Source organism: Micrococcus sp. R8502A1 (assembly GCF_006704135.1).
GTDB lineage: Bacteria > Actinomycetota > Actinomycetes > Actinomycetales > Micrococcaceae > Micrococcus > Micrococcus luteus.
Genome location: NZ_VIGS01000050.1, coordinates 1 through 16,583 on the forward strand (window position 1 = coordinate 1; position 16,583 = coordinate 16,583).

16 protein-coding genes are annotated in these 16,583 nt (G+C 71.1%); 12 read left to right on the forward strand and 4 right to left on the reverse strand.

All coding sequences use genetic code 11. The annotated features are described in order from the left end of the window. Window positions 1–242 precede the first annotated feature (242 nt). From FLM69_RS09120 to FLM69_RS09155, 8 genes are all read left to right on the forward strand, one after another. On the forward strand, window positions 243–806 hold the full coding sequence (locus FLM69_RS09120; RefSeq protein ID WP_135019643.1) for a hypothetical protein: 564 nt from the start codon (window positions 243–245) through the stop codon (window positions 804–806). Continuing rightward, window positions 806–1,732 carry an exodeoxyribonuclease III gene (locus FLM69_RS09125; RefSeq protein ID WP_141843965.1) on the forward strand — a complete coding sequence of 309 codons (927 nt, stop codon included), beginning with the start codon at window positions 806–808 and terminating at the stop codon, window positions 1,730–1,732. Before FLM69_RS09120 ends, FLM69_RS09125 begins: the two co-directional genes overlap by 1 nt. 26 nt (window positions 1,733–1,758) lie before the next feature. After that, window positions 1,759–2,841: a tryptophan--tRNA ligase gene (trpS, locus tag FLM69_RS09130; protein ID WP_141843967.1), complete on the forward strand. Its 1,083-nt coding sequence runs from the start codon at window positions 1,759–1,761 to the stop codon at window positions 2,839–2,841. 188 nt (window positions 2,842–3,029) lie between these two features. Next, window positions 3,030–3,791 carry an ABC transporter ATP-binding protein gene (locus FLM69_RS09135; RefSeq protein WP_036381958.1) on the forward strand — a complete coding sequence of 254 codons (762 nt, stop codon included), beginning with the start codon at window positions 3,030–3,032 and terminating at the stop codon, window positions 3,789–3,791. Next, a complete protein-coding gene (locus FLM69_RS09140; protein ID WP_036382034.1) occupies window positions 3,788–5,071 on the forward strand; it encodes an ABC transporter permease in 1,284 nt (427 codons plus the stop codon). Before FLM69_RS09135 ends, FLM69_RS09140 begins: the two co-directional genes overlap by 4 nt. Window positions 5,072–5,129: 58 nt before the next feature. Next, on the forward strand, window positions 5,130–5,732 hold the full coding sequence (locus FLM69_RS09145; RefSeq protein ID WP_036381954.1) for a hypothetical protein: 603 nt from the start codon (window positions 5,130–5,132) through the stop codon (window positions 5,730–5,732). Between the two features lie 78 nt (window positions 5,733–5,810). Continuing rightward, complete coding sequence (locus FLM69_RS09150; protein WP_181743507.1) at window positions 5,811–6,425, forward strand: hypothetical protein; 615 nt, start codon at window positions 5,811–5,813, stop codon at window positions 6,423–6,425. A gap of 8 nt (window positions 6,426–6,433) precedes the next feature. Next, the gene (locus FLM69_RS09155; protein WP_036381951.1) at window positions 6,434–6,961 is read left to right on the forward strand and encodes a hypothetical protein; all 528 of its coding nucleotides are present in this window, start codon (window positions 6,434–6,436) and stop codon (window positions 6,959–6,961) included. Window positions 6,962–7,144: 183 nt separating this feature from the next. On the opposite strand, the gene FLM69_RS09160 is transcribed toward FLM69_RS09155, so the two are convergent. The 4 genes from FLM69_RS09160 to sdhC form a co-directional block, all read right to left on the reverse strand. Beyond that, window positions 7,145–7,936 carry a succinate dehydrogenase iron-sulfur subunit gene (locus FLM69_RS09160; protein ID WP_036381948.1) on the reverse strand — a complete coding sequence of 264 codons (792 nt, stop codon included), beginning with the start codon at window positions 7,934–7,936 and terminating at the stop codon, window positions 7,145–7,147. Further along, on the reverse strand, window positions 7,936–9,723 hold the full coding sequence (gene sdhA, locus FLM69_RS09165; RefSeq protein WP_036381944.1) for a succinate dehydrogenase flavoprotein subunit: 1,788 nt from the start codon (window positions 9,721–9,723) through the stop codon (window positions 7,936–7,938). The genes FLM69_RS09160 and sdhA overlap by 1 nt, the downstream gene beginning before the upstream one ends. A gap of 77 nt (window positions 9,724–9,800) precedes the next feature. Then, window positions 9,801–10,280, reverse strand: a complete 480-nt coding sequence (locus FLM69_RS09170) for a succinate dehydrogenase hydrophobic membrane anchor subunit (RefSeq protein WP_036314556.1) — start codon at window positions 10,278–10,280, stop codon at window positions 9,801–9,803. Window positions 10,281–10,283: 3 nt separating this feature from the next. Further along, a complete protein-coding gene (sdhC, locus tag FLM69_RS09175; RefSeq protein WP_078025777.1) occupies window positions 10,284–10,688 on the reverse strand; it encodes a succinate dehydrogenase, cytochrome b556 subunit in 405 nt (134 codons plus the stop codon). A 247-nt stretch (window positions 10,689–10,935) separates the two neighbouring features. Here sdhC and FLM69_RS09180 point away from each other — a divergent pair, with 247 nt between their 5' ends. The 4 genes from FLM69_RS09180 to FLM69_RS09195 all read left to right on the forward strand — a co-directional run bounded on the left by FLM69_RS09180 (window position 10,936) and on the right by FLM69_RS09195 (window position 16,432). Next, the gene (locus FLM69_RS09180) at window positions 10,936–12,087 is read left to right on the forward strand and encodes a mannose-1-phosphate guanylyltransferase (protein ID WP_002856569.1); all 1,152 of its coding nucleotides are present in this window, start codon (window positions 10,936–10,938) and stop codon (window positions 12,085–12,087) included. A gap of 61 nt (window positions 12,088–12,148) precedes the next feature. Next, window positions 12,149–13,405 carry an amidohydrolase gene (locus FLM69_RS09185; RefSeq protein WP_036314553.1) on the forward strand — a complete coding sequence of 419 codons (1,257 nt, stop codon included), beginning with the start codon at window positions 12,149–12,151 and terminating at the stop codon, window positions 13,403–13,405. A gap of 144 nt (window positions 13,406–13,549) precedes the next feature. Continuing rightward, complete coding sequence (locus FLM69_RS09190) at window positions 13,550–14,707, forward strand: BMP family protein (RefSeq protein ID WP_135019645.1); 1,158 nt, start codon at window positions 13,550–13,552, stop codon at window positions 14,705–14,707. A gap of 126 nt (window positions 14,708–14,833) precedes the next feature. Beyond that, window positions 14,834–16,432 carry an ABC transporter ATP-binding protein gene (locus FLM69_RS09195; RefSeq protein WP_036381935.1) on the forward strand — a complete coding sequence of 533 codons (1,599 nt, stop codon included), beginning with the start codon at window positions 14,834–14,836 and terminating at the stop codon, window positions 16,430–16,432. Window positions 16,433–16,583 lie beyond the last annotated feature (151 nt).

A 16,583-nucleotide genomic window follows, 5' to 3' on the forward strand; every position in this document is an offset into this window, starting at 1 on the left:
TTTGACAGTGTGATGGGACTAGGTGTAGTACTGTAATTCTTTTTCGTTTAATAATCCGACGACCCCAAATCTATCCGTTTTGGCGTTCGTCGGCGGGGTGAAATGAGTAAAGGGGACCGGGGGGGTGGGCGGGGGGTCATCGCCACAGGATAGGTGCCGACGCGGGCCGCCCGATTCGGAGCGCACCCCACGATGCGGGATGATGGAGGGCAGACCCCACGAGCCCCTCCGGAGGAGCACCCATGTCCCAGTCCCTGACCCCCGGTCCCGACGGCGCGCGCCGCGGCCCCCGCGCCGGCCTGCGCGTGGGATCGCTCGGCTTCGTCGCGATGATCGTCATCCTGATCGTGGCGATCATCTTCGCCGCGAACCAGAACGACGTGATCGGGTGGCTCGTGGTCGCCGTCGCCGCCGGCTGGCTCGTGTTCGCGGTGGTCGTGTACCTGCAGATGCGCCGCGGCGTCCAGGCCGCAGGCCGCAAGGTGGACACCGCCATGCAGAACGCCCGCGCCGACCTCGCCGCCCTGCGCGGCCGGGACACCGACGCCGCCGCCCCCGCGGTGGTCCCGCAGGCCCCGGCCGCGGACCCCCTGCGGGACACCAAGCTGGACCACTCGTTCAAGATCGCCCAGGTGCAGGTGCGCGTGGTGCGCGAGCAGCTCGCCGCGGGCGAGGGCATGGATCGCGAGATGGTGGACCGCGCCCTGGAGACCATCGACATCACGGCCTCCAACGCCCGCGACATGATCAAGGAGTCCAGGGCCGGTGGCGCCGAGGGCCCGGTGAGCGGGACGGTGATCGGCTGATGACGGCGCTGCCCGAGAAGGACCCCGTCACCGGGAAGTACCCCGAGCCCGCCGAGGGCGAGCCCGTGGTGCACGCCCACGCCGGGGCGCCCAAGGCCGACGGCGCCGTGCGCGTGGCCACCGTGAACGTCAACGGCATCCGCGCCTCGCACCGCAAGGGGATGCGGGAGTGGTTCGCCGGCCGCGGCGTGGACGTGCTCACCCTCCAGGAGGTGCGCGCCCCCGCGGACGTCACGGCGCAGCTGGTCCGCGAGATCGTGGGCGAGGACTGGGACGAGGTGCACCTGGCGGACGCCGTGGCCGCCGCCAAGGGGCGGGCCGGCGTCGCGATCGCCTCGCGGTTCCCGCTCGGTGAGGTCCGCACGGGCATCGCCGACGCCGACGGGTACTTCGACGACGCCGGCCGCTGGATCGAGGCCGTCCTGCGCCTGCCGGACGGCTCGCCGCTGACCGTGGTCTCCGCCTACGTGCACTCGGGCGAGGTCGACACCCCGAAGCAGGTGGACAAGTACCGGTTCCTCGACGAGATGGTCCGCCGCCTCTCCGAGCTGGCCGCGGGGGAGGGGCACGCCCTCGTCACGGGCGACCTCAACGTGGGCCACACCGAGCTGGACATCAAGAACTGGAAGGGCAACGTGAAGAAGGCCGGCTTCCTGCCCGAGGAGCGCGCCTACTTCGACCGGTTCTTCGGCGAGCTCGGCTTCACGGACGTGCACCGCGCCCTCGCCGGGCCGGTGCCGGGCCCGTACACGTGGTGGTCCATGCGCGGCAAGGCCTTCGACAACGACGCCGGGTGGCGCATCGACTACCACATGGCGACCGCGGGCCTGGCCGAGCGGGCGACGACCGCCGTCGTGGACCGCGCCCCCAGCTGGGGCACCCGCTTCTCCGACCACGCCCCGCTCGTGGTCGACTACCAGTTCTGACCGTGCAGGAGAGACCCGAGGCTGAGATGACCATGAAGAAGAACTCCGTGCAGGACGTCCTGGCCCAGGACGCCGCCGCCACCGCCCACCTGGCCGGCGCGTCCGCCCGGCACCGCGTGCTCTCCGGCATGCAGCCCTCGGCGGACTCCCTCCACCTGGGCAACTACCTCGGCGCCCTCGTGAACTGGGAGCGCACCCAGGCCGACTTCGAGGCGTTCTTCTTCATCCCCGACCTGCACGCCATCACCGTGCCGCAGGACCCGGCCGCGCTCGCGGAGCGCACGCGGGTGGCCGCCGCGCAGTTCATCGCCGGCGGCATCGACCCCGAGCGCTCCACGCTGTTCGTCCAGTCCCAGGTCCCCGAGCACGCGCAGCTGGCCTGGGTGCTGACCTGCATGACGGGCATGGGCGAGGCCATGCGCATGACCCAGTTCAAGGACAAGTCCGCCAAGCAGGGCGCGGACGCGGCCGGCGTCGGCCTGCTCGCGTACCCCATGCTCATGGCCGCGGACATCCTGCTCTACCAGCCGCACGGCGTGCCCGTGGGCGATGACCAGCGCCAGCACGTGGAGCTCACCCGCGACCTCGCCCAGCGCTTCAACCACCGCTACGGCGAGACGTTCGTGGTGCCCACCGGCTTCTACCCGGAGACCGGCGCGCGCATCTACGACCTGCAGGACCCCACGTCGAAGATGTCCAAGTCCGCGGCGTCCCCGAACGGGCTCATCAACATCCTCGAGGAGCCGAAGAAGACCGCGAAGAAGATCAAGTCCGCGGTCACCGACGACGGCACCGAGGTGCGCTTCGACCGCGAGGCCAAGCCCGGCGTCTCCAACCTGCTGACCATCCTCTCCGCGGTGTCCGGCACGCCGATCCCGCAGCTCGAGGAGGAGTTCGTCGGCAAGATGTACGGGCACCTCAAGGTCGCGGTGGCGGACGCTGTCGTCGAGCGCCTGGCCCCCGTGCGCGAGCGCGCCCTCGAGCTGCTCGCCGACCCCGCTGAGCTGGACCGCATCCTCGCCTCCGGAGCCGAGAAGGCCCGCGCCGTGGCCACGCCCGTGCTCGAGGACGTCTACGCCAAGGTCGGCTTCCTGCCGCCGCTGCGCTGAGCCGGGCCGCACCGGCCCCGCGGCCTCCCGACGATGGCCCGCGCCCCCGACCTGCGGGGGACGCGGGCCGTCGTGTTCTCCGACTCGAGGCGGAGGCGGCGGCGCGTGCGCGGCTGTCAGGATGGAGGCACTGCCTCCGCTCCTGCCGCAGCGGGGGCGAGCCCCACCGACAGAGGAGTGCCGGAGCCATGTCCACCGCTGTCCCCATCCCCGCCGTCGCCGAGGTCCCGCCCGGCGCCGAACCCGTCCTGGAGACGGAGAACCTCGTCAAGGTCTACGGTCGCGGGGCGTCCCGCTTCGACGCGCTGAAGGGCATCACCCTGCAGATCCAGCGCGGCGAGTCCCTGGCCGTCGTCGGCAAGTCCGGCTCCGGCAAGTCCACCCTGATGCACCTGCTGGCGCTGCTGGACCAGCCCTCCGCCGGCGTCGTCGCGATGGACGGCCGTCCCGTCTCCCAGCTCAAGGCCGCGGAGATCTCCCAGCTGCGCAACGAGCGGTTCGGCTTCGTGTTCCAGCAGTTCTTCCTGAACCCGAACCAGACGGTCCTGGAGAACACCGTGCTGCCGCTGAAGATCGCCGGCGTGGGCCGGGCCCAGCGCACCCGCCGCGGCATGGCGGTGCTCGAGCGGCTCGAGCTCGCGGACAAGGCGAAGAACAAGGCCACGGACCTCTCCGGCGGCCAGAAGCAGCGCGTGTGCATCGCCCGTGCGCTCGTGAACAACCCGACGGTGCTGTTCGCGGACGAGCCCACGGGCAACCTGGACTCCGCCACCTCGGCGGCCGTGGAGGACATCCTCTTCGGCCTGCACCGCGACGAGGGCATCACCCTCGTGGTGGTCACGCACGACGACGACCTGGCCGCGAAGTGCGACCGTCGCGTCGAGCTGCAGGACGGCGTGGTCATCGCCGACGAGCGCGTCGGCACCGAGCAGGACGGAGCATGGGCATGAAGGTCACCGACGTCGCGGGCACGGCGCTCGCCAACACGATGCGCTCCAAGCTGCGCACGTTCCTCACCGTCGTCGCGATCGTGATCGGCGCATTCACGCTGACCCTCACCACGGGGCTCGGCGCGGGAATCAACAAGTACGTGGACAACGTGGTCGAGGGCTTCGGCCAGCCCGGCGAGCTGACCGTGATGAAGCAGCAGGACATGTCCTCGGCCGGCGCGGTGAGCGGTTCGCCCCAGGAGTACACGGAGCAGGACGCCGCCGGCGGCGAGATGTTCGGCATGCCGCTGCTCACCCAGGAGGACCTCGCCGCGATCGAGGACACCGAGCACGTCACCGAGGTGAAGACCTATCGGGTGGCCGAGCCGGAGTACATCCAGGGCCCGGACGGCCGCAAGTGGCAGACCGGCTTCATGGGCAGCTCCGGTGAGATCGACATGCTCACCTTCTCCGCCGGCCGTGCCCCCGAGGCCGGGGCCAACGAGATCGTCGTGCCCGAGTCGTGGGTGGAGGACCTGGGCGCCAGCGACGCCGAGGACCTGATCGGCACGGAGCTGACCGTCGTGGCAGCGACCCCGCTGCAGGAGCACAAGTCCGTGAAGGCCACCGTGGTCGGTGTGACGAAGGCGGCCGCGTCCGGTGCGGGCACCGCCCCGACGCCGTCGGAGTCGCTCGAGCAGGCGATCTACGACATCACGACGGAGGGCCTGCCGGAGTCCCAGCGGGACACCTACTTCCAGGCCACGGCGATCGTGGAGGACCCGGAGGCGAACGAGGACGCCGTGAAGCAGGCGCTGGCCGACCAGGGCCTGCTGGCGCAGACCCTCGAGGAGCAGCTCGGCGTGATCCGCGGCATCATCGACGCCGTCACGTGGGTGCTGACCGGCTTCGCGCTCATCGCGCTGCTCGCCGCCAGCTTCGGCATCATCAACACCCTGCTCATGGCGGTGCAGGAGCGCACCCGGGAGATCGGCCTCATGAAGGCTCTCGGCATGACCGGCGGGAAGATCTTCGGCCTGTTCACCATGGAGGCCGTCGTGATCGGCCTGCTCGGCTCGCTGATCGGCATCGGCCTGGGCGTCGCCGTCGGACTCATCGCGAACCAGGTGCTGACCACCGGCCCCCTCAGCGGCGTCACCGGCCTGGTCCTGTTCGCGGTCAACCCCCTCGCCCTGCTGCTGATCCTGCTGCTGATCGTGGCCATCGCGTTCATCGCCGGCACCTTGCCCGCCCTGCGTGCGGCCCGCAAGGATCCCATCGAGGCACTGCGGCACGAGTGATCCTGCCGCCGCGCCCGTCATCACCACCACCCGCACCCCCGACACCGAGGAGCTCACCATGACCACCGATCGACCGCACCAGGACCCGAACCCGGGCCAGCCCGCCGCGGGCTCCCGCTACGGCACGCAGCCCTACGCGGCCCCGGGCTACGGCGCCCAGCCGGGCAGCCCGTACGGCATCGTCCCGGAGCCGGCCGCGTTCCCCGCGCTCCTGACGCTGACACTCACGTCGCTCGCGCTGTACGTGCTGTCCTCCCTGCCGGCCCTGTTCGGCGGCGAGGAGAGCATCGAACGCATGCGGGACTCCCTTCGCCAGAGCGGCCTCACCCCCGAGCAGGTGGAGGAGATCGCGCCTGTCGTGGGCGCCTCCGTGACGGTGGGCACGATCATCGTCCTGCTCATCGGCGTGGCCCTGTACGCCCTGGTGTACTTCAACCTCCGCGGGGCCAAGAACTGGGCCCGCATCCTCGGCATCGTCGTCGCGATCCTGGGCACCCTCAGCGCCGTCGGCGGCATCTTCTCCTTCGTGACCTACCCCGGCATCGGCGGCGTGCTGGCCTCCGTGCTCAGCCTGGCGCTGGTGATCGTGAACATCCTGTGGCTGGTCAAGGCCTTCAACCCGCAGGTCGCGGCCTACACCCGTCAGGGCCGCCGCGCCTGACCCCGACGCCGTTCGCCGGCGGCGAGTCCTGGGTCGCCAGCCCTCGCCCCGGCGTCGGCCAGCGGAGACCATGGCGACATGGCCTCCGATCATCGACCCCCGCATCCCGTGTCCCCCGACTCCGACGACCTGGACGGCGGCGGGCGGCCCGTGGTGGGTCCGGACGAAGCGCGGCGGCGCATCGCCGGGCACTCCGGCCCGGACGCCCGCCCGCTCATCCGCCCCGATGCCCGCACCCCCGGCGTGTTCCGGGCGCTGCTCGGGCTCACGGTCGCGTCCGCGGTCCTCTACGCCGCGTCGATCCTGCGGAACCTCCTCCCGGGCGCGGCCCAGGACATCGCGGACTCGCTGCCCGAGGGCGGCGCGCAGTCGCCCGCGATGACTGCCGAGGCCATCGAGGGCGCCCTCACCGGCAGTGTCTGGTTCGCGACCCTGCTGGGTCTGGCGGTCTACGCGATCGTCCTCGTCGGCCTGACCCGGCACAGCAACACGGCGCGCATCATGGGTGCCCTGTTCGCCTCGATCGCCATCTTCGTGACGCTGCTGGGGGCCATCCGCCTGTTCGTCTTCCCCGCCGGGGACGTGGTGCTGCCCCTGGTCCTGGGCGGGCTGTTCGCGCTCGTGAACGCGGCCTGGCTCGTGTGCGCCTTCAACCCGGGCCTCGCGACGACCTTCCTGCGCCGCCGGGCATGATGGGGGGCATGCACCCCCTCCACGACGATCCCCACGAGACCACGGAGCGCGACCCCGGTCCCGATCGCGCGGCCCTGCGTCCCCTGCGCCTGTTCCAGACCGTCACGGCGGTCACGGGGGCACTGAGCGCGGCCGGCGTGGGGGGCGTGCTCGCGCTGCAGTTGTCGCCCACCTATGCCCGCGCCGTGCTGGAGGCGCGCTCCTGGGGCGCGAGCGAGGTCACCGACGCCGACGTCGCCGCGTTCCTCACCCCGGCGGGGGCGGGGCCGGTGGCCGCCGCGGCGGTGGTCGTCCTGACCCTGGTGCTCCTGGCCGGCATCACCCGCCGGATTCGGGCCGTGCGCCCCGTGGGGAGCGTGTTCGTGGTGCTGGGGATGCTCACGGCGGCCTTCTGGATGGTCGACGGCGGGCGGATGGTGCAGGCCGGGGGAGGGGGTCCGGTCGTGCTGGGCGCCGTCGTCGGGATGCTCGTGTCCAGCGCGGTGTGGCTGCGTGTGGCACACCGGCGGGAGACGCGCGACGCCTTCGACGTCTGAGCTCGCCCCGCCTCCGACTCCGCCTCCGGTCCCGCCCGTCCCCACGCCGAGGCCCGCAGACACGCCGCTACGCCGGTCCGGTGACGGCGCGTCTGCGGGCCTCGGCGGGAGGGGGCTCCGCCCACGACGACGGCGGCCCGCCTCCTCGTGCGAGGAGACGGGCCGCCGTCGTGGTGCGGGGGATCAGAACTGGCGGGCCAGGATGGCCTGCTTCACCTCGGCGATCGCCTTGGTCACCTGGATGCCGCGGGGGCACGCGTCGGTGCAGTTGAAGGTCGTGCGGCAGCGCCACACGCCCTCCTTGTCGTTCAGGATCTCCAGGCGCATGTCGCCGGCCTCGTCACGCGAGTCGAAGATGAACCGGTGCGCGTTGACGATGGCGGCCGGGCCGAAGTACTGGCCGTCCGTCCAGAACACCGGGCAGGACGAGGTGCACGCGGCGCACAGGATGCACTTCGTGGTGTCGTCGTAGATCGCCCGGTCGGCCTGGGACTGGTAGCGCTCCTTGGTGGGCGCGTGGCCCTCGGCGACCAGGAACGGCATGATCTCGCGGTAGGACTGGAAGAACGGGTCCATGTCCACGATCAGGTCCTTCTCCACCGGCAGGCCCTTGATGGGCTCCACCAGGATGGGCTTGGACAGGTCGAGGTCCTTCAGGAGCGTCTTGCAGGCCAGTCGGTTGCGGCCGTTGATGCGCATGGCGTCGGAGCCGCACACGCCGTGGGCGCAGGAGCGGCGGAACGACAGGGTGCCGTCGTGGTCCCACTTGACCTTGTGCAGGGCGTCCAGCACGCGGTCGGTGCCGTACATGGTCAGGCGCCACTCGTCCCAGTAGGACTCCTCGGAGGACTCCGGGAGGTAGCGGCGGACCTTGAGCACGATGTCGAAGCTCTCGACCTCGCCTGCGCCGCCGCCGGCGGACTGGGTCTGCGCCTGGGCCACGGGGGCCTCGGTCTCGGTTGCTGAGTGGCTCATCAGTACTTACGCTCCATCGGCTGGTAACGGGTCACGACGACGGGCTTGGTCTCGAAGCGGATGCCCTTGACGCCCTCCATCTCCGCCGTCTCGTCACGGTAGATCATGGTGTGCGCCATGAAGTTCTCGTCGTCGCGATCGGGGTAGTCCTCGCGGTAGTGGCCGCCGCGGGACTCCTTGCGGCCCAGGGCCGCGAGGGTCATCGCCTCGGCGATGTCCAGGAGATAGCCCAGCTCCATGCCCTCGAGCAGGTCGAGGTTGAAGCGGTGGCCCTTGTCCTGGACGGACACGTTCTCGTAGCGCCCGCGCAGCTCCTCGATCTTGGCCAGTGCGCGGCGGATCGAGTCCTCGTCGCGGAAGACCTGCATGTCCGCGTCCATGGACTCCTGGAGCTCGGCGCGGATGTCCGCGACGCGCTCGGAGCCGGTGGCGGAGCGCAGGTTCTCGATGTGCTCCACGGTCGGCAGCTCGCCGCCCTCGGGCAGCTCCACCCAGTCCGCCTGCACGGCGTACTCGGCGGCGTAGATGCCGGCGCGGCGGCCGAACACGTTGATGTCCAGCAGCGAGTTGGTGCCCAGGCGGTTGGACCCGTGCACGGATACGCAGGCCACCTCGCCGGCGGCGTACAGGCCCGGCACGACGGTGTCGTTGTCCTGGAGGACCTCGGCCTTGATGTTCGTGGGGATGCCGCCCATGAAGTAGTGGCAGGTGGGGAACACCGGCACCGGCTCCGTGTAGGGCTCGACGCCCAGGTACGTGCGGGCGAACTCGGTGATGTCCGGGAGCTTCTCGTCGATGTGCGAGGGCTCCAGGTGCGTCAGGTCGAGCAGCACGTAGTCCTTGTTGGGACCGGCGCCGCGGCCCTGACGGACCTCCTCGGCCATGGACCGGGCCACGATGTCGCGCGGGGCGAGGTCCTTGATGGTGGGGGCGTAGCGCTCCATGAAGCGCTCGCCGTCCGCGTTGCGGAGGATGCCGCCCTCGCCGCGTGCGGCCTCGGAGAGCAGGATGCCCAGGCCGGCCAGGCCGGTCGGGTGGAACTGCACGAACTCCATGTCCTCCAGCGGCAGGCCCGCGCGGTAGGCGATGGCCATGCCGTCGCCGGTGAGGGTGTGGGCGTTCGAGGTGGTCTTGTACACCTTGCCGGCGCCGCCGGTGGCGAAGACGACCGACTTGGCCTGGAAGACGTGGATCTCGCCGGTGGCCAGCTCGTAGGAGACGACGCCGGCGGTGCGCTTCTGCTTGTAGGCGGTGCCGTCCTCGCGCACGGCGTCCTCCTCCACCAGCAGCAGGTCGAGCACGTAGAACTCGTTGTAGAACTCCACGTTGTGCTTGACGCAGTTCTGGTACAGCGTCTGGAGGATCATGTGGCCGGTGCGGTCCGCGGCGTAGCAGGCGCGGCGCACGGGCGCCTTGCCGTGGTCACGGGTGTGGCCGCCGAAGCGTCGCTGGTCGATCTTGCCCTCGGGGGTGCGGTTGAAGGGCAGGCCCATCTTCTCGAGGTCGAGCACCGCGTCGATGGCCTCCTTGGCCATGACCTCCGCGGCGTCCTGGTCCACCAGGTAGTCGCCGCCCTTGACGGTGTCGAACGTGTGCCACTCCCAGTTGTCCTCCTCGACGTTGGCGAGGGCCGCGCACATGCCGCCCTGGGCCGCGCCGGTGTGGGAACGCGTGGGGTAGATCTTGGTGAGGACGGCGGTGTGCGCGCGCTGACCGGCCTCGATGGCCGCGCGCATGCCCGCGCCGCCGGCGCCGACGATCACCACGTCGTACTTGTGCACCTGCATTCAGGTCTCTCTTTCTGGGTGTCTGTGACGCGGCGGCCGCTCGGGCCGGCCGCACCGCAGGGTGAACGTTGCCGGGGTCAGCCGCAGAAGGCCGGGGAGCCCTCGAGCAGGGCGCCGGAGGCGTCCACCATGCAGGGATCGAAGGTGAAGATCACCAGGGTGCCGAGGATGATGATCACGGCCGTGGCGATGTACAGGATCATCGTCAGCCAGAAGCGGGCGCTGCCGCGGCGGGTGTAGTCGTTGATGATCGTGCGCACGCCGTTGGCGCCGTGCAGCATGGCCAGCCACAGGAGGGCCAGGTCCCAGAACTGCCACAGCGGGTGCGCCCACTTGCCGGCCACGAAGCCGAAGTCGATGGCGTGGATGCCGTCGCCCACCAGCAGGTTGGTGGTCAGGTGCACGGCGATCAGCACGACGAGGAAGACACCAGAGATGCGCATGAACAGCCAGGCGAGCATCTCGAAGTTGCCGCGGCCGCCGCCGTCGCGCGTGTACTTGGGGTCCAGACGGCGGCTGCGGGGCGCCGCGATGGTGGTCTCAGCGGTGGTGCTCATGGCTCAGTGACCTCCGAGTGCGAGGCTGAAATGACGGATGGCGAAGCCCAGGGTCAGGACGACCCACAGCCCCAGCACGATCCACAGCAGGGTCTTGTGGTGCTGGGTGCCGCCCTTCCAGAAGTCGACCAGGATGATGCGCAGGCCGTTCAGGGCGTGGAAGATGATCGCCGCGACGAGGCCGGCCTCGCCGAGCGCGAAGTACCACGTCTTGTACGAGCCGATCACGGCGTTGTAGGCCTCGGGGGAGACCCGGACCAGGGCCGTGTCCAGCACGTGGACGAGCAGGTAGAAGAAGATGACGACGCCGGTGACGCGGTGGCCCACCCAGGACCACATGCCGCCGTGGCCCCGGTACAGGGTTCCGCGGCCGTTCTTGGCCGGGGCCTGCGCAGTGGCGCTAGACACGGTTGATACCTCCAGGGGGAATGCACGATCCCGGTCCTCCGCCGTGGGACGACGACGGGCAGGGGCGTGTGCGAGTGGATTCCTCCGCCTAGGGTAGACCCTTCCCGCGCCTCCGTGCCCGATCGGGGACCCGGGCGACCACTGTGACGCGTGCGGCGCCCCGCCGCCGTCCTGTTCGGTCTGGGCTGTGCCCCGCCTGGGACGCGTCGAGTGGTCCCCCGTCCGGACGGTTCCGTAGTCTGGGCCGGTGAGCACCGATCCGAACCTGACCGATGCCCCGCGCGAGGCCGCGCCGGGCACGGCCCTGTCCCGCTTCCACGCCGTGATCCCCGCCGGGGGCGTGGGCACCCGCCTGTGGCCCCTCTCGCGGGCCGCCGCGCCGAAGTTCCTCCACGACCTCACCGGCTCGGGCCAGACCCTGATCCGTGCCACGTGGGACCGTCTGGCGCCCCTGGCCGCGGGCATGCTCGTGGTGACCGGGGAGGCCCACCGGGAGGCGGTGTGCACGCAGCTGCCGGCCCTGGCGGAGACGGATCTGGTGCTCGAGCCCTCGCCGAAGGACTCCGCGGCCGCCATCGGCCTGGCCGCGGCGATCCTCTCCCTGCGTGACCCGGACACGATCATGGGCTCGTTCGCGGCGGATCAGGTGATCTCCCCGGTGGAGGTCTTCCAGGACGCGGTGCGGCAGGCCGTCGAGACGGCGGCCACCGGCCGGATCGTGACCATCGGCATCGAGCCCACGCACGCGGCCACGGGCTTCGGCTACATCCGCCGGGGCCGCCGCCTCCGCGTGGCCGGCGCTCCGGACGCGCATGACGTCGCCGCGTTCGTGGAGAAGCCGGACCTGAAGGTCGCCCAGCAGTACGTGAAGTCCGGCCGCTACCTCTGGAACGCGGGCATGTTCGTGGCGCCCGTGGGCCTCATGCTGGCCCACCTCGAAGAGAACGAGCCCGCGCTGCACGCCGGCCTGATGGAGATCGCCCGCGCGTGGGAGACGCCGGAGCGGGACGAGGTCATGGCCCGGGTGTGGCCCGAGCTGACGAAGACCGCCATCGACTACGCCGTGGCCGAGCCCGCCGCCGCCGTCGGCGACGTGGCCGTGATCCCCGGCTCCTTCACGTGGGACGACGTGGGGGACTTCGCGGCGATCGCCCGCCTGAACCCGGTCAAGGACGCCTCCGGCATCACGGTGATCGGCGACACCCCGCGGGTGTACTCGGACGACGCGTCCGGCGTCGTGGTGACGGACACGAAGCGCGTCATCGCGCTGATCGGCATCGAGGACGTCGTCGTGGTGGACACCGAGGACGCGCTGCTGGTCACCACCACGGAGCACGCGCAGGAGGTCAAGAAGGCCGTCGAGGCGCTCAAGGCCGAGGGCGTGGACGAGGTCCTCTGACCGCGTCCCCGGCCGGGTCCGGTCCGCACCGACCGGCACCCCCGGAGTAGGGTGCTGGGCCATGACCACCTCCGACTCCGTGCTGACCGGGCCCCGTCCGACCTCCGTCCCCTCGGTGGGCCCCGTGGTGGCCGAGCTCGAGGACGAGATCGTGTCCTTCCGCCGGGACCTGCACCGGCATCCCGAGCTCTCCTATGAGGAGTACCGCACCACCGACCGCATCGTGGAGCTGCTCTCCGGCTATGGGCTCTCGCCCGTGCGGATGGAGTCCACGGGCGCCTATGTGGACGTCGGGGAGGGGCCGGTGGTGCTGGCCCTGCGCGCGGACATCGACGCGCTGCCGGTCGAGGAGGAGACCGGCCTGCCCTACGTGTCCGTCAATGACGGCGTCGCGCACGCGTGCGGCCACGACATGCACACCGCCGTCATGGCGGGTGTGGCCGTCGCCCTCGGCCGCATCCTCCGCGGGGCCACCGCCGACCCCGACCTGCGCGCGGTCGGCGAGCGGGTCCACGGCACGGTCCGCGTCATCTTCCAGCCCGCGGAGGAGCGGCTGCCCGGCGGCTCCCTGGCCGTGCTGCGGCAGGGGATCCTCGACGACGTGCCCCGCATCCTGGCGGCGCACTGCGACCCCCAGGTCGACGTCGGCTCGATCGGCACCCGCATCGGCGCCATCACCTCGGCGGCGGACACGATCCGGATCACCCTCACCGGACGCGGGGGGCACACCTCGCGGCCCCACCTCACCGAGGACATGGTCTTCGCCCTGTCCCAGATCGCCGTGAACGTGCCCGCCGTGCTCTCCCGGCGGATCGACGTGCGCTCGGCCGTCTCCGTGGTGTGGGGGCAGATCGCCGCCGGCAGCGCGCCCAACGCGATCGACAACACCGGCTACCTGGCCGGGACCATGCGCTGCCTCGACGCGGACGTGTGGGAGGAGGCCGGTGCGCTGCTCGACGAGGTGGTCCGGCAGGTGGCCGCGCCGTACGGCGTGCACGTGCAGCTCGAGCACGTGCGCGGCGTCCCGCCGGTGCACAACACCGAGGGCGAGACGGCGCTGATCGAGACCGCGGCGCGGCGGGAGCTCGGCTCGCGGGCGATCGTCCTGACCCCGCAGTCGATGGGCGGCGAGGACTTCGCCTGGATGACCCAGAAGGTGCCCGGCTCCATGCTGCGCCTCGGCACCCGGTCCCCGGGTGGCCCCATCTACGATCTGCACCGCGGGGACTACGCGCCGGACGAGCGGGCCATCGGCGTGGGCATGCGGGTCTTCACCGCCGCCGCGCTGCAGGTGCTCACGGGCGAGGACCACCACTGACCCCGCCGCCCGCACCCGCCGGAGGGGACGGGCCCACCGTTCGGTAGACTCGCGCTCATCCGGACGGGGCCGCCCGCACGGGCCCCGTCTTTCCGCGGCCACCGGCCGCGGACCTCGCACCGTGCCTTCCGAAATGAGGACCCCATGGGCATCGCCACCCCCTCGGCCGCGCGCCGTCGTCGTCTCCTGCTCCCCGTCGCCGCGCTCGGCGTCTCCGGCCTGCTGCTGACCGCGTGCGGCGCCCCGCCGGAGCAGTCCGAGGCCTCGGGCTCCGGCGCCGCCGAGAGCGAGGCCATCGCCACCGTGGACGGCGTCGGCTCGGACAACAAGGACTACAAGGCCTGCATCGTCTCGGACGAGGGCGGCTTCGACGACCGCTCCTTCAACCAGTCCTCCTACGAGGGCCTCAAGGCCGCCGAGAAGGCCTACGGCATCACCACCAGCGAGGCCGAGTCGAACGAGCCCAGCGAGTTCACCCCGAACGTGACCGCCATGGTCAACGCCGACTGCGACGCCGTCATCGGCGTGGGCTTCCTCCTCGGCGACGCCATGAAGCCGATCGCCGCGCAGCACTCGGACACCCACTTCTTCGGCGTGGACGTCACCGCGGAGGGCTTCTCCGACAACTTCCAGAAGCTCACCTACGACACGGCGCAGGCGGCGTTCCTGGCCGGCTACCTGGCGGCGGGCACCACCGAGACCGGCACCGTGGCCACCTACGGCGGCATGGAGATCCCCACCGTCACCATCTTCATGGACGGCTTCGCCCGCGGCGTGGAGCACTACAACGAGGTCAAGGACAAGGACGTCAAGGTCCTGGGCTGGGACAAGGACGCGAAGACCGGTTCCTTCACGGGCGACTTCCAGAACGTGGCCAACGGCAAGACGAACACCGCCAACTTCATCAACGAGGGCGCCGACATCGTGATGCCGGTGGCGGGCCCCGTGGGCCTGGGCACCCTGGACGCCGTCCGCGAGGCGAACCAGGGCGGCAAGGACGTCAAGGTCATCTGGCCGGACTCGGACGGCTACGAGTCCACCAAGGACGGCAACCTGATCCTCACCTCGGTGAAGAAGAACATGGGCCAGTCCGTCTCCGACGTGATCGCCGCGGACCTGAAGGACGAGTTCTCGGCCGAGCCCTACGTGGGCACGCTGGAGAACAAGGGCGTCGAGCTGGCCCCGTTCCACGACTTCGAGGACACGGTGCCGCAGGAGCTCAAGGACGAGCTCAAGGACCTCGAGGCCAAGATCGTCTCGGGCGAGCTGAAGGTCGGCTCGGAGTACTCCCCGGAGGCCTGACCCGCCTCGCCACCGCCGCAGGGCCGGCCCGGACCCCTCCGGACCGGCCCCGCGGCGCGCGGGCGCCCGGCCCGCCCCCGCCGCCGAGCGCGGCACCACGAGCATCGACCAGACGGAAGGCCCTCGATGAGGCTCGAACTGCGCGGGATCACCAAGCGCTTCGGCTCGTTCGCCGCGAACGAGGACGTGAACCTGACCGTGGAGTCGGGGCGGGTGCACACCCTCCTCGGTGAGAACGGCGCCGGCAAGTCCACCCTGATGAACGTCCTCTTCGGGCTCTACGAGCCCACCGAGGGGGAGATCCTGCTCGACGGCGAGCCCGTCCGGTTCTCCGGCCCCGGTGAGGCCATGCGCGCGGGCATCGGCATGGTGCACCAGCACTTCATGCTCGTGCCCGTCTTCACGGTGGCCGAGAACGTGGCCCTCGGCGACGAGCACACCCGCGCCCTGGGCGTGCTCGACCTCGAGGCCACCCGCCGGCGGATCCGGGAGATCTCCGCGCAGTACGGCTTCGACGTGGACCCGGACGCCGTCGTCGAGGACCTGCCCGTGGGCGTGCAGCAGCGCGTCGAGATCATCAAGGCCCTCGTCCGCGACGCACGCATCCTCATCCTGGACGAGCCGACCGCCGTGCTCACCCCCCAGGAGACCGACGAGCTGCTCGGCATCATCCGCCAGCTGCGCGCGGACGGCACGGCGATCGTGTTCATCTCCCACAAGCTGCGCGAGGTCAAGGCCGTCTCGGACGACATCACCGTGCTGCGCCGCGGCCGCGTGGTCGGCACGGCGGACCCCTCCGCCGAGGCCGCCGAGCTGGCCGCCCTCATGGTGGGCCGGAACGTCGTCCTCGAGCGGCGCAAGACGGCCCCCACCTTGGGGGAGGAGACGTTCCGCGTCGAGGACCTCTCCGTCGTCTCGCCCACGGGCCAGGTGCTGCTGGACGCCGTGTCCTTCGCCATCCGCCAGGGCGAGGTCCTCGCCGTGGCCGGTGTGCAGGGCAACGGGCAGACCGAGCTGACCGAGGCGATCATGGGCCTGGTCAAGGCCACCGGCTCCGTCACCCTGGACGGCCGGGAGCTGATCGGCCGGTCCACCCGCCAGATCATCCGCGCCGGCGTCGGCTTCGTGCCCGAGGACCGCTCCACGGACGGGCTCGTCGGCCCGTTCTCCGTGGCGGAGAACATGGTGCTCAACCGGTACGACGTCGCCCCGGCCGGCAACGCCGTGCAGATGCGCCCCGCCGCGGTGCGGGCGCTCGCCGAGCGCCGCGTGGCCGAGTTCGACGTCCGCACCCAGGGCGTGGACCTGCCGGTCTCCTCCCTCTCGGGAGGCAACCAGCAGAAGGTCGTCATGGCCCGCGAGCTCGTGGACGGGCTGCGCCTGTTCATCGCCTCGCAGCCCACGCGCGGCGTGGACGTCGGCTCGATCGAGTTCCTGCACGACCGGATCATCGCCGAGCGCGACGCCGGCACCCCCGTGCTGATCGTCTCCACCGAGCTGGACGAGGTCCTCGAGCTGGCCGACCGGATCGCCGTGATGTACCACGGGCGGATCGTCGGCATCGTGCCGGGGGACACCTCGCGCGAGACGCTCGGCCTCATGATGGCCGGCCAGACCCCCGACGACGCGGCCCTCGCCTCCGGCACGGACGTCGCCGCGGACACGCCCGGCACCACCGGCGCGGCGCCCGCCGCCCACCCCACCACGGAAGGAGAGCGCCCGTGAGCACCGCCGCCCCGCAGCGCCCGTCTCCTATACACATCTCCGACCCCCCGAGACGGAGCTACATCTCCTATGCCGGCTTCTGCTTTAAAAAAAAAAAAAAAAAAAAAAAAAAAAAAAACACATATCCGAGACTAAGCATCTACGAGTATCA

Bases quoted from the DNA above. Each gene is read 5' to 3' on its own strand.
- FLM69_RS09120 (WP_135019643.1), top strand. From the start codon at position 243: ATGTCCCAGTCCCTGACCCCCGGTCCCGACGGCGCGCGCCGCGGCCCC.
- FLM69_RS09125 (WP_141843965.1), top strand. From the start codon at position 806: ATGACGGCGCTGCCCGAGAAGGACCCCGTCACCGGGAAGTACCCCGAG.
- trpS (WP_141843967.1), top strand. From the start codon at position 1,759: ATGACCATGAAGAAGAACTCCGTGCAGGACGTCCTGGCCCAGGACGCC.
- FLM69_RS09135 (WP_036381958.1), top strand. From the start codon at position 3,030: ATGTCCACCGCTGTCCCCATCCCCGCCGTCGCCGAGGTCCCGCCCGGC.
- FLM69_RS09140 (WP_036382034.1), top strand. From the start codon at position 3,788: ATGAAGGTCACCGACGTCGCGGGCACGGCGCTCGCCAACACGATGCGC.
- FLM69_RS09145 (WP_036381954.1), top strand. From the start codon at position 5,130: ATGACCACCGATCGACCGCACCAGGACCCGAACCCGGGCCAGCCCGCC.
- FLM69_RS09150 (WP_181743507.1), top strand. From the start codon at position 5,811: ATGGCCTCCGATCATCGACCCCCGCATCCCGTGTCCCCCGACTCCGAC.
- FLM69_RS09155 (WP_036381951.1), top strand. From the start codon at position 6,434: ATGCACCCCCTCCACGACGATCCCCACGAGACCACGGAGCGCGACCCC.
- FLM69_RS09160 (WP_036381948.1), bottom strand. From the start codon at position 7,936: ATGAGCCACTCAGCAACCGAGACCGAGGCCCCCGTGGCCCAGGCGCAG.
- sdhA (WP_036381944.1), bottom strand. From the start codon at position 9,723: ATGCAGGTGCACAAGTACGACGTGGTGATCGTCGGCGCCGGCGGCGCG.
- FLM69_RS09170 (WP_036314556.1), bottom strand. From the start codon at position 10,280: ATGAGCACCACCGCTGAGACCACCATCGCGGCGCCCCGCAGCCGCCGT.
- FLM69_RS09185 (WP_036314553.1), top strand. From the start codon at position 12,149: ATGACCACCTCCGACTCCGTGCTGACCGGGCCCCGTCCGACCTCCGTC.
- FLM69_RS09190 (WP_135019645.1), top strand. From the start codon at position 13,550: ATGGGCATCGCCACCCCCTCGGCCGCGCGCCGTCGTCGTCTCCTGCTC.
- FLM69_RS09195 (WP_036381935.1), top strand. From the start codon at position 14,834: ATGAGGCTCGAACTGCGCGGGATCACCAAGCGCTTCGGCTCGTTCGCC.